This window comes from Kribbella sp. NPDC055110, assembly GCF_053607525.1.
On record NZ_JBSGTS010000015.1, the window covers coordinates 133,249 to 144,971 of the forward strand.

An 11,723-nucleotide genomic window follows, 5' to 3' on the forward strand; every position below is an offset into this window, starting at 1 on the left:
TGGAGGATTCGGCTCAGTTGGCCGTGTGCGTCGGCGGCAGGCCGTCGCCCGGCGCCTGGCCGTTCACCTGGTTCGGCTGTGCCTGCTGGGCCTGCGTCTGCTGCACAGCCTGCTGCGCCGGGGCCTGCGAGGCGTCGTCGGTCAGCTCCGGGTCCTTCTTCTTCGGGCCGACCTCTTCCTCCCAGATCTTCTTCGACTTGCCGAGCTGCTTCACCAGTGCCGGCAGCTTGGCCGATCCGAACAGCAGCACGACGATCGCGAGGATGACGAGCCACTCGGCGCCTTGGGGCATACCGATGAGCGGTGCTGCCATGTCGATCTCCCTTTCACCATCAAACACTGCCAACAGCAACTCGGGACTCGGGCCTGAGTTCGTGGCCGAATACTACGCCGGAGCGTGCACGTCCTCACGGGTCTGTCCAGACCCGGCCTCGGACTGTGCGGCATCCAGCTTGGACTGGGCGGCGACCAACTCACGCGTCAGTGCCTTGACCTGGCCCCACAGTTTCTTCGCGAGCAGGGCGAGGACCAGAAGCCACACCGCCACCACCGCGAGGAACAGCAGGAACCAGTACATACCCAGGAGCCTAGCCGGTTCCGGCCCACCGCCCACGCCCCGCGGTGGGTCTCGGCGGACAACGGTGTCGGAACGTGATGGTAAAACCGAGTGTCCCGCAGGGTCGTACGGCGGGGCTCGGCAGCTGGTTTCACGGTGGGTCAGAGCGGGTGCACGGACGGTTCGGGGCGAGGCTAGGGGTCGTGGATGGTGCGGATCGGGATCGAGGATCGGCGGAGGCGGCTCGGGCGGCGGCATCGCCTCGGAGTGGGCTGCCAGGCGGCCGATCCGGTCGAGGCGGCCGCGGCGATGGTGGCGCTGCACGCGACCGATCCGGCCACGGTTCATCTGAGCGTCGCCGCTCGGGTGCCGGGGAGTGATGTCGCGGGCACGGAGCGTGCGCTGTACGACGATCGTTCGCTGATCCGGATGCTGGGCATGCGGCGCACGGTGTTCGTCGTACCGACACCGTTCGCGCCCGTGATCCAGGCGGCGTGCACGGACGACATCGCCGTGAAGCAGCGGAAGTTGCTCGTCAAGCATCTGGCCGAGGCCGGGATCGCGGACGGCGCGGAGGCCTGCGGGCAGTGGCTGGCTGCCGTCGAGGAGTCGACGGCGACCGCGCTGGCGCTGCGAGGGTCCGCGACGGCGCAGGAGCTGTCTGCTGACGAGCCGCGGTTGCGGACGCGACTCGAGATGTCGGTCGGGAAGGCGTACGCCGCCCAGCCGTACGTGACGAGCCGCGTGTTGTTCCAGCTCGCCGCTGAGGGACGGATCGTGCGGGGGCGCCCGCTGGGGACCTGGTTGAGCGGGCAGCACCAGTGGTCACCTGCTGCGGACTGGCTGCCCGGTGGGCTCGGCGACAAGCCGACTGCGGACGAGGCGCGGGTGACGCTCGCGCGGGCCTGGCTGGCGTCGTTCGGACCAGGTACGACGGTTGATCTGCAGTGGTGGGCCGGGTGGACTCTGGGCCAGACGCGGAAGGCGCTGGCAGCTGTCGAGGCGGTCGAGGTGGAGCTGGACGGTCAGGTCGGGTGGGTGCTCCCCGGCGACGAGGACCCGGAGGTCCCGATCGACCCGTGGGTGGCGTTCCTGCCCGGTCTCGACCCGACGCCTATGGGCTGGAAAGAGCGCGACTGGTTCCTGGGTCCGCACAAGTCGAAGCTCTTCGACAACACCGGCAACATCGGCCCCAGCATCTGGTCCGACGGCCGGATCATCGGCGCGTGGGGCCAACCCGAGTCCGGCGAGGTCAGCTACCAACTCCTGGAAGACGTAGGCGCGGACACCGCTGCTCTCGTGGACGCCGAGGCCGCGCGCTGGACCAGCTGGCTGGCAGGCGTCCGGGTCACGCCCCGCTTCCGCTCCCCGCTGGAGAAGCAGCTCAGCCAGAGTTAGACGTCGTACGCCGAGAGTGCGTCGCGGGCTGTTGCGGCGATCTGCGTGGTCAGGTCTGGCGGGTCCAGGACTGTGGCGGCTCCGCCGAGGCGGAGGACCAGGCGCTGGAGCCAGGCGGTGTCGGCGACGCGGAGTTTGACGATGAGGGAGCCCTCAGGGCCTTCTTCGACGGACTCGTTCGGGTAGTACTCGGCGACCCAACGGGCCGGCGGCGCGAGCCTCAGGGTCGCCAGCAGGTCGTACTCCGACGGCTGGAACATGCCGTTGGACAGGTCCCGCGGCGTGGCCTCCGGCGGCGGCTCGCTCGGGAGGTCGAGGAGCTTGACCGCGGCGATCCGGTCCAGGCGGAAGAGCCGGACGTCCTCGGCCAGGCGGCACCAGGCTTCGAGGTACGTACGCCCGTCCGACACGACGAGCCGCATCGGGTCCACGTCGCGCTCGGTCGTCTCGTCGCGCGAAGGTACGTCGTACGTCAGGTGCAACCGGCGCTTCGTGGCCAGCCCGCGGTTGACGACCTCCGCGATCTCCGGTGCCGCCGGCTCGACGTGTACGTGCGCGGCCGCACCCTCGCTCGCCGCCGCGGCCTCGCCGGCAGCCCGCTCCAGCTTCGCGATCGCGCGGTCGACGGCGTCCCGATCCGGACCGCCCGTCACCTCGCGCAGCGTCCGCAGCGCGGTCAGCAGCGCCAGTGCCTCCGCCGCGGCCAGCCGCAACGGGCGCGCGAGGTAGTCCGCGTTGTTGATGTGGATGACGCCGTCGCCCTCGGCCGCCTCGATGTCGATCTCGATCAGATCGCCCATCTGCGCGCCCGGCAGCCCGCAGAACCACAGCACCTTCAGGTCCGCGATGATCTGCTTGGGCCGTACGCCGAACTCCTTGGCGACATCGTCGACGCGGGCACCGTCGTTCTCCCGCAAGTACGGCACCAGCGCCAGCAACCGCTGCACCTGGTCACGTGCATTACTCATGCGCCGGCCACCGTCCGCAGTCGCCAGAGCACCCCGTCCAGCACGTCGCCTGGTCCCTCGACGACCGCATCAGGTCCGTACGACGCGATCTCCTCGGCCAGCACCGACGAGTCGGCGTACGGGACGTGCAGCAGGTCCCAGCCCACCTCGTACGGCTCGATGGCGTTCGCACGGCGCCGCAGGCTCACACACGAACCGGTCCGCGCCCGCACCTTCGCCTCCGACGTCGGCCGCGGCGGGGCCAGCTCGGTCACCAGCGACCGCAGGTCCGTCCCCTCCGGCACCGTGAACGCGGCCGGCTCCCCCACTGTCTTCACGTCCCCGCCGATCCGCGACATCCGGAACATCCGGGTCGCCTCGCGATCGCGGTCGCGCCCGACGACGTACCAGCGGCCGTGCCAGGAGACGATCCCCCACGGCTCGAGCGTCCGCTTCATCGGCTCGGACGCGCCGCTGCGCAGGTGCTCGAACCGCACCGCCTGCCGCGCCACCACAGCGGCCCACAGCGGGTCGAAGGCCGGCTCGGACGCGCCGACGTGCGGCTCGATCGCGCTGAGCGCCGACTGGTCGGTCTGGATCCCGGCCGCCTTCAGCTTCAGCACCGCCGACGTGGTCGCCTCGGACAGGCCGGCGTGCTGCCAGACCCGGGCGGCAACGCCGAGCACGGCGGCCTCGTCCGGCTCCAGGTGTACTTCGGGCAGCTCGAAGACGTCGCGGCGGATCCGGTAGCCGACGTCGTCGGAGAAGAACTTGTCGATCGTGCCCATCTCGATCGGGATGCCGAGGTCGCGCAGCTCATCCTTGTCGCGCTCGAACATCTTCTCGAAGGCGTCGTCGGTCTGGCCCGCGTACCCCTCGACGACCTCGCGGATCCGCTCCTTGGTCACATAGGTGCGCGCGACCAGGAGGCAGATGACCACGTTGAGCAGTCGCTCACTCTTCCGCGCCGACACCCGACCACCTTACGGCCTCCGGGCGTCCAAAACCTGCCTTTCCGCACCAGAACTTCGAACACCTGCTCGACCCAGTAGGGTCGGGCTGTGATTCGGTGGCGGGACGGTGTGGTGGCGCAGGTCGGGCGGAGCTGGGCCGGTGCGCTGGAACTGACAGTGATGGTCGGCGAGCAGCCTGTGCGCGCGCTGGCCTACCCGGACCTGGTCGGTACGCCGGTGGCGGGCGACCGCGTGCTGCTCAACGTGGGCGCGCTGGACCGCGGTCTCGGCACAGGTGGGTACGCGCTCGTGGTCGCCGTACCGGACCGGCTGCCGGAGGACCCGCCGGAGCGCGGACACCTGGTGAAGGCGCGGTACACCCCGCTGCAGACGATGGTGCTGGGCGCGGACGAGCAGGACTCCCCCGACCACGACGTACTGCGGGACGCAGACGACCTCTTCGGTACGCCGGTAGTCGTCGCGGACCTGCACTCCGCGCTCCCGGCCGTGCTGGCAGGCGTGTACAAGGCACGGCCGACCACACGGGTCGTCTACGTGATGACAGACGGCGGTGCGCTGCCGCTGGCGTTCTCGCGGAGTGTCGCGACCCTGCGCGACGCCGGTTGGCTCAGCGGCACCGTGACGGTCGGCCAGGCGTACGGCGGTGACCGCGAGGCCGTGACTGTCCACACCGGGTTGCTGACCGCAGTACAGGTCCTCTCGGCCGAGCTGGTCGTCATCACGCAGGGCCCGGGCAACCTGGGTACAGGTACTCGCTGGGGGTTCTCCGGCGTGCAGTCAGGTGAGGCGGTCAACGCGATCGGCACACTGGGCGGCCGTGCCGTCGCCTCACTCCGCATCTCGGAGGCGGACCCGCGGCCACGCCACCGCGGCATCTCGCACCACAGCCTCACCGCGTACGGCCGCGTAGCGCTCCAGCCGGCCGATGTCGTCGTACCGGATCTGTCCGGCGATTTCGGCGACGCCGTACGGGATGCTGCCGAGCCGTTGAAGGCACGGCACCGTGTGGTGCGTGTGGGCGTCGACGGGCTGTACGACGCGCTGCAGGCGGCCCCCGTCAAGTTGTCGACCATGGGCCGCTCCCTGGACGAGGACCGCGCCTACTTCGAGGCTGCTGCCGCCGCGGGGCGGCACGCGGCCGGACTGGTGGATGTGCCGTGATCATCACCCCAGCGAGCTTCCCGACGCCGGACTTGATCAAGAAGACCAACAACCCGGCCCAGTGGGATCAGCTGAACAGATTCGCCACGTTCCAGGCCGCGGCCGCCAACAGGTCGCTCGCGTGGCTCAACCAGCGGCTCGACACCGCGACGACGCCGTTCGCGCGGAATGCCGCCTTCATCGAGCTCTACCGGAACCTGGCCGAGTGGCGGTTCCAGCTCGCGCATCAGGCAGGCGGCCGGAGCTCGAACTCGGAGCTGGAGCAGTACCACAGCCCGATCGGCGAACGGTCGATGGTGGACAGCTTCGGCCCGGGGCTCCGCAGTGAGGGCGGCGGCCGGATCAGCGTCGAGACGGGCACCATCGTGCGCGGCAACCAGACTCCGGCGAGCAAGCTGTCGGCGCGGCTCGGAGGCATCATCCACGCCCGCTTCGAGGCGGAGGCGCCGAACGCCGAAGTACTGCAGAACAAGGTCACGGTCCCCAGCGGTCAGGTCATCAACGGGAACCAGCTGCTCCGCGGCGGGACCGCGGCGAGTGCTCGCGGAATCCCCCGGGCGATCGAGGGGTTCTACGTGACCGCGACCGGGGAGGAGAAGGACCGGCACGTGTTGCAGGCGGAGGCCTTCGGCCTGCTCGCGGACCTCGAGGGGCGGCGGGCGGCCGGCGAGACCGATCTGTTCGCGGACCGGAACGCCCGGCTGGCGTTCGTACAGGCGGAGTACTTCCTCTACCAGGGTCCGGAGTACCAGCGCGGCGGCGATGCGACCATCCGGACCCTGCTGGTGACCGCGCACGCCCGGGTCTTCGACGAGGCGCTCCGGCTGCCGCAGGACATCGACGTGATGGCGTACGCCGCGAACCAGGAAGAGTTCTACAAGCACGTCGGCCGGACCCAGTCGATCGTGAGCGGCGGTACGACGCCGGCGCCCGCCGTACAGGAGACCGCGGCCGTCCGGCCGACCGACCGCACGCCGGGGCTGGAACGCTGAGCGGTGGATCCAGGTCCACCTGGAGTGTGGTCGCAGCACTCCTGATCCAGACGCGTTTCGCGGCGACAGTGGTGGTATGAACAGCACCAAGCACCGCGATCTCACGATTCACGACGTCGCTAGGCCCCAGCCGCCGCTGGCCGTCCGGGGAGCGACAGCCCTGTGGTTCACCGCCGTCGGTGCCGGTGTCGCCGAGTCCGTACTCGGAGTTGCCGGCGCGATCGCCGACGGCTCCTCCGTCTTCGGCCTGCTCGTCCAGGTCGCCTTCCGCGCCATCGTGTACGGCGGCCTGTTCGTCGTCATCGACCGCTACTTCCGCCCCGGTGTGCGCTGGTCCCGCTGGCTACTCACCGGCCTGCTCGGCACCGTCGGCATCGCCTCCCTGGTGCTCGGCCCGGTCGGCTGGTTCTTCCGCGACGGAGACTTCGGCGCGCTCGACTGGTCGGCGTCCTTCATCGCCTTCGGCGTGATCCGCTGCGTTCACGTCACCGCAGTGATCATGGCTATCGCCCTCAGCTTCCACGCGGACTCCAACCGCTGGTTCAGCGGCCGCGCGGTCCGGCGTACCCGCTGAAATGTCGAAGGACCGGCCTCCCGAGGTGGGAGCCGGTCCTTCGGCGTTTCGGGCTGCGACTACTGGCCGGTCTGCTTCGCGGCCGGGAAGGCGTTCAGGACGTCGATGACGGCGAACGCGTAGACCGCCTTGCCGGCCTGGTCCTTCGAGGCCGGGAGCTCGACCAGCACGCGGCTGCCGACCGTGATCCCGACGAAGCCGTCGAGGGGACCGGCCTGGGCACCGCCGACCGTCGGGAGCTGGTCGGTCGGCGCGGCAGGCTGCGCCGGGCTCTGCGCCGTGGCGGGCTGGGCGTCCCAGGTGCTGGCCTGCTTCTTGCCGCTGTAGTCGTAAATGACGAAGCGGCCGACCAGCTGGTCGCCCTTCGCGATCGGCTTGCCCTTGCCCTGTGCGAACACGACCGGCTTGCCCGGCTTGGCCGGCGGCTTGGTGCCGGCCGGGACCGTGATCGTCGGCGCCGCGTTCAGCGGTCCGGAGACCTTGATCTTGGTCGGCGTCGACGGGGTGACCGGGTCGGCGTCGAGCGGGGTGTCGTTGCCGGCCGCGCCGACCAGGTCGACCACGAAGATCAGGGTGTCGTCGCCCTTGATTCCGGCTTCCTGCTTGCCTTCGGTCTTGTAGCCCTTGTCGGACGGGACCGAGAGCAGCACGCGGCTGCCGATCTTCTTGCCGACCAGGCCCTCGTCCCAGCCGCCGATGACGCTGCCGGTCCCGATCGGGAACGACGACGGCGCGCCGCGGTCGTAGGAGTTGTCGAAGACCTTGCCGTCGCGCCAGATCTGGCCGAGGTAGTTCGCGGTGAGCAGCTCGCCCTTCTTCACCTCGGGACCGTCGCCCTCCTTGAGAACCTCGGTCACCAGCTGCTTCTCCGGGTCACCTTCGCGGTGGGTGATGGTCGGCTTCTGCCCGAAGTCCGAGGTCACCTTGATACCGCCGGCCCCGAACCCGTTGTCGCCACACGCCACCAGGGACGCCCCCAGCGCCGCGACTACGACGAAACTCAACAACTTGCGCACGAAACCAGCACCTCGAACCATCCCGGCGCGGGTGTGCGCCGATTGCTTGAGGGTGTCTGGAACGCCCTCGTGGTCAACAACGCGGCCAACCCTAGCTTGCGTACTCAACTGGGCAAGCGGCCGCGTGCGTCACCGTTGCGTCACACCACGTACAGTCACAGCGCTCAGAAACCGACGGCGTTGTGCGGGGCGCGATCAGGTCGCAACAGTGCGTCCAGACGCGACACCGCACCGGGTGTGTGCTCTACGACGCGACCGGCGTACGACAGCTCACTGGCGCGGACTCCACCGAGGTAGAGCGAGCCCAGCTCGTTCGCACTCAGGCTGAGGTCCGCCTCCTCGCTGACAGCAGTGCAGGCGGCTCCGTCCGGTGCTGCGTCCAGCCGCCAACGCCCGCCGCCGTACAGGTCGTCCGACACGTCCAGCACGAGTGAATCCGATGCTGCGTAGGTGCGAGCCTCGAGAGCACGCCGTACGTCGAGAACGCGCAGCCAGAGGTTGTCGCGCGTCCGGGTCAGCTTGAGCGCTCGGGGGTTGGTCAGCATCCACCGCAGCGGCTCGTCGACCGGTCGCCGCGCAGCCACGACGTGCTTCGTGAGGTCGAAGTCCAGCAGCAACCCCCACAACGCACGGTACGCAGCTGACGTCAGCGCCTCGAACGCTTCCACCTGCAGTACGCCGGCCCGCGCCGGGTCCGGTGACCACGGCAACCGGAAGATCGCGGCACCGTCCACCACGCCGGTCGCGTCGCGATGCACCAGGTGATGCGCCGGCCCCGACCCGTCCGGTGGCAGCCTGTCGCCCGCGAGTCCGTCCCACTTGCCTGGCAGCGGGCTGATCTCCCCCACACGTTCTTTTCGGACCTGCTCGTGCAGCACCGGCCAGGCCTTCGCTGCCTCCGCACCGTCCACCAGGTCGAGTGAGCCCGGATCCGTGAACTCGGAGCGGAAGGCGACATCGGTACGCCGTACCTCCCACCGGTGCTGGAACGTCGCAGGCGAGAACCCGTACCGCCCGTAGATCGTCGCCTCGCTCGCACTCAGCCCCGCCAGGAACTCACCGCGCTCGCGGCAGTCGTCCAGCATCGCCGACATGATCTTCCGCAGCAGCCCACGCCGCCGGTACGTCGGCAGCACAGCGGTCGACGTCACGCCGCCAAGGGCTACGTGCTGTCCGCCCGGGACGGTGACCTGCACCGACACGATCGCCGACCCACCTGCGATCTTGCCGTCCACGAACGCGGCCTGCGGGCGGAACCAGTCCGCCAGGAGCTCCTCGGCGTACTGCTCGAGCTCCGCCGCGGTCTTCGGGACCTGTGGTGGCCAGGCCGCGCTGCCGGCGTACCAGGCCGACGGCTCTGGCTCCTCCTGCGGAAAGCCGTTCACGTACGGCAGGACGCGCAGGTACTCGTTCGTTTCGGCCTGGGTCACCGGCCGGATCTCGATCGCCATGCGCCCTTTGTAAGCAACGCATGATGACCAAGCACTCTATTTAGTGACCACCTACATGCTCGCGATGAGCTTCTCCACGCGTTCGTCGTGGACACCCCACCCCAGCTTTTCTTTCCTCTACATGCTCGCGATGAGCTTTTCGACGCGTTCGTCGTGGACACCCCACCGCAGCTTTTCTTTCCTCTACATGCTGGCGATGAGCTTTTCGACGCGTTCGTCGTGGGACTTGAAGGGGTCTTTGCAGAGGACCGTCCGCTGGGCCTGGTCGTTGAGCTTCAGGTGTACCCAGTCGACGGTGAAGTCGCGGCGCCGCTCCTGGGCCCGCTTGATGAACTCGCCGCGCAGCCGCGCCCGCGTGGTCTGCGGCGGCACCGACTTGGCCTCGAACACCCGCAGGTCGTCGACAACGCGAGTGACCGCGCCGCGCCGCTCGAGCAGGTAGTAGAGCCCGCGCGGCCGGTGGATGTCGTGGTACGCCAGGTCGAGCTGCGCGACCCGCGGGCTCGCCAGACCGAGGTTGTTCTGCGACCGGTACCGCTCGATCAGCCGGTACTTGATCACCCAGTCGATCTCGCGCTCGATCCCGGACAGGTCACCGGACTCGATCGCCTTCAGCGTCCGCTCCCACAGCGACAGCGCCCGCTCCACGGCCGGCGTCCCCAGCTCGCGGCGGTCGACGAAGTCGCGCGCCTTGGTCAGGTACTCCATCTGGATGTCCAGCGCCGAAGCCTCGCGGCCGTTCGCCAGCCGCACCTCGCGGCGACCGGTCATGTCGTGGCTGATCTCGCGGATCGCCCGGATCGGGTTGTCCAGGGTCAGGTCGCGCATCACGATGCCGGCTTCGATCATCCGGAGCACCAGGTCGGTGCTGGCCACCTTGAGCAGCATCGTGGTCTCGGACATGTTCGAGTCGCCGACGATCACGTGCAGCCGGCGGAACCGCTCGGCGTCCGCGTGCGGCTCGTCGCGGGTGTTGATGATCGGCCGGGACCGGGTGGTCGCGCTGGAGACCCCTTCCCAGATGTGCTCGGCGCGCTGCGACACGGAGTACACCGCGCCGCGCGGCGTCTGCAGCACCTTGCCGGCGCCGCAGATCAGCTGCCGGGTGACCAGGAACGGGATCAGTACGTCGGCCAGCTTGGCGAAGTCGCCGTGCCGGCTGACCAGGTAGTTCTCGTGGCAGCCGTAGCTGTTGCCGGCCGAGTCGGTGTTGTTCTTGAACAGGTAGACGTCGCCGAAGATGCCTTCGTCGTGCAGCCGCTTCTGCGCGTCGACCAGCAGTCCCTCGAGGATCCGCTCACCGGCCTTGTCGTGCGCGATCAGGTCGGTGACCGAGTCGCACTCGCCGGTCGCGTACTCCGGGTGGGAGCCCACGTCGAGATAGAGCCGGGCCCCGTTGCGGAGGAAGACGTTGCTGCTCCGCCCCCAGGACACGACCCGCCGAAAGAGGTACCGCGCCACCTCGTCCGGGGTCAGTCGCCGCTGCCCGCGGAACGTACAGGTGACGCCGTACTCGTTCTCCAGACCGAAGATTCGCCGGTTCACATCACCCACACTACGGCGCACCTCCGACAACCGGGTGCTGTCTCAGGCGCGCCGTCGTACGGCGTTATCCCTTTGATGCCCGCAACAATGAGCCGTCCGCCCGCATCGTGACCACTGACGAAGGGATTCAGATGATCAGATACGGGCGATTCCTCGCCGCGGGGGTCCTGCTCGCAGCCGGGTTCGCGGCTGCACCTGCGAGTGCGGCACCGGCCGCCTCCGCCGCTACCTCCGCTACCTGCTCGCTGCGGCTGGGCTCGGTCACCCCGGGTGGTGACCACACCTCGCAGACCATCACCGCGGCCCCCTCTGCCAGTGTCCGGCTGCTCGGCCCGATGAACCTGTATCCGGACGGTCAGGCACACCTGCCCACCTCGGTGCGCACCGAACTGGTGGTGCCGGCCGGCGAGCAGCGCACCGGCCTGCTAGCTCTTGGGCCGCGCATGTACGGCACCAGTTACATCACCGACGGCACCGGAGTCTCCGTCGTACCGGGCAGCGTCAAGCAGACACTGGTCGGTGGCGGCTGGGACGAGCTGCACAAGTACGTCGAGCTCAGCCGGTACTCCGCGACGGGCTTCAGCCGCTCCAACGTGTACTCGCTGATCAACCAGTTCACCGACGGCCTGATCGCTCGCTGGACGGTCACCCCGAGCGGGTGGAAGTTCTACACCACCTTCGGCGGCTTCGGTTCGGTCAAAACGATGACGCTGATCGGTCAGGGCCGTGCGTACGACACGTTCCTGGCGACGACGAACGGGGGCGCGCTCTACACCGTCCAGGTGCCCACGGGCTCCGGCAAGCCGGTGGTGACGAAGATCCGCACCTCGACCTGGCAGGGCTTCGAAACACTCATCGCCGAGAAGTGCGGCAAAAACGGCACCCTGCTGCTCGGCATCGACAAGGACACCGGTACCGGCTACCTGTACGCCGTCAGCCACGCCAACGGCGCCGCCACGGTCATCAAGGGCCTCGGCAAGGTCCCGACCACCTTCCCGAGCCAGGACTCGTACTTCCGCTACTACACGGCCGGCACTCAACTGACCGGTGCCTGACCACCACTGGCATCTCCACCCGGAGCTGGAACTCCGGGTGGAGATGCCAGTGAC

At 69.1% G+C, this 11,723-nt stretch carries 12 protein-coding genes; 5 read left to right on the forward strand and 7 right to left on the reverse strand.

What is annotated here, in order from left to right; all coding sequences use genetic code 11:
* Positions 1-13: 13 nt before the first annotated feature.
* Together ACWF0M_RS23640 and ACWF0M_RS23645 are read right to left on the reverse strand one after the other, a co-directional pair.
* Positions 14-313, reverse strand: coding sequence for a twin-arginine translocase TatA/TatE family subunit (locus ACWF0M_RS23640; RefSeq protein WP_452237857.1), 300 nt, complete (start codon positions 311-313; stop codon positions 14-16).
* A gap of 72 nt (positions 314-385) precedes the next feature.
* Positions 386-577, reverse strand: coding sequence for a hypothetical protein (locus tag ACWF0M_RS23645; protein ID WP_452237858.1), 192 nt, complete (start codon positions 575-577; stop codon positions 386-388).
* A gap of 186 nt (positions 578-763) precedes the next feature.
* On the opposite strand from ACWF0M_RS23645, the gene ACWF0M_RS23650 reads away from it, so the two are divergent.
* Positions 764-1,954, forward strand: a complete 1,191-nt coding sequence (locus ACWF0M_RS23650; RefSeq protein ID WP_452237859.1) for a winged helix DNA-binding domain-containing protein — start codon at positions 764-766, stop codon at positions 1,952-1,954.
* Here the strand turns inward: ACWF0M_RS23650 and ACWF0M_RS23655 are convergent.
* Entirely contained in the window at positions 1,951-2,922 is a 972-nt protein-coding gene (locus ACWF0M_RS23655; protein WP_452237860.1) for a helix-turn-helix transcriptional regulator, read from the reverse strand. The two genes, ACWF0M_RS23650 and ACWF0M_RS23655, sit on opposite strands and share 4 nt — an antisense overlap.
* Complete coding sequence (locus ACWF0M_RS23660) at positions 2,919-3,875, reverse strand: helix-turn-helix transcriptional regulator (RefSeq protein ID WP_452237861.1); 957 nt, start codon at positions 3,873-3,875, stop codon at positions 2,919-2,921. The genes ACWF0M_RS23655 and ACWF0M_RS23660 overlap by 4 nt, the downstream gene beginning before the upstream one ends.
* 87 nt (positions 3,876-3,962) lie before the next feature.
* Here ACWF0M_RS23660 and ACWF0M_RS23665 point away from each other — a divergent pair, with 87 nt between their 5' ends.
* The 3 genes from ACWF0M_RS23665 (at position 3,963) to ACWF0M_RS23675 (ending at position 6,602) form a co-directional block, all read left to right on the forward strand.
* Positions 3,963-5,036, forward strand: a complete 1,074-nt coding sequence (locus tag ACWF0M_RS23665; protein WP_452237862.1) for a DUF3866 family protein — start codon at positions 3,963-3,965, stop codon at positions 5,034-5,036.
* Positions 5,033-6,028: a hypothetical protein gene (locus ACWF0M_RS23670; RefSeq protein WP_452237863.1), complete on the forward strand. Its 996-nt coding sequence runs from the start codon at positions 5,033-5,035 to the stop codon at positions 6,026-6,028. Before ACWF0M_RS23665 ends, ACWF0M_RS23670 begins: the two co-directional genes overlap by 4 nt.
* Before the next feature lie 76 nt (positions 6,029-6,104).
* Positions 6,105-6,602 (forward strand): hypothetical protein, encoded by a 498-nt coding sequence (locus ACWF0M_RS23675; protein WP_452237864.1) that lies wholly within the window; start codon positions 6,105-6,107, stop codon positions 6,600-6,602.
* A 59-nt stretch (positions 6,603-6,661) separates the two neighbouring features.
* On the opposite strand, the gene ACWF0M_RS23680 is transcribed toward ACWF0M_RS23675, so the two are convergent.
* From ACWF0M_RS23680 to pafA, 3 genes are all read right to left on the reverse strand, one after another.
* Entirely contained in the window at positions 6,662-7,618 is a 957-nt protein-coding gene (locus ACWF0M_RS23680) for an FKBP-type peptidyl-prolyl cis-trans isomerase (RefSeq protein ID WP_452237865.1), read from the reverse strand.
* Positions 7,619-7,782: 164 nt separating this feature from the next.
* The gene (locus tag ACWF0M_RS23685) at positions 7,783-9,069 is read right to left on the reverse strand and encodes a GNAT family N-acetyltransferase (protein WP_452237866.1); all 1,287 of its coding nucleotides are present in this window, start codon (positions 9,067-9,069) and stop codon (positions 7,783-7,785) included.
* A gap of 183 nt (positions 9,070-9,252) precedes the next feature.
* Entirely contained in the window at positions 9,253-10,614 is a 1,362-nt protein-coding gene (gene pafA / locus ACWF0M_RS23690) for a Pup--protein ligase (protein WP_452237867.1), read from the reverse strand.
* A gap of 131 nt (positions 10,615-10,745) precedes the next feature.
* On the opposite strand from pafA, the gene ACWF0M_RS23695 reads away from it, so the two are divergent.
* Complete coding sequence (locus ACWF0M_RS23695; RefSeq protein ID WP_452237868.1) at positions 10,746-11,669, forward strand: hypothetical protein; 924 nt, start codon at positions 10,746-10,748, stop codon at positions 11,667-11,669.
* Positions 11,670-11,723 lie beyond the last annotated feature (54 nt).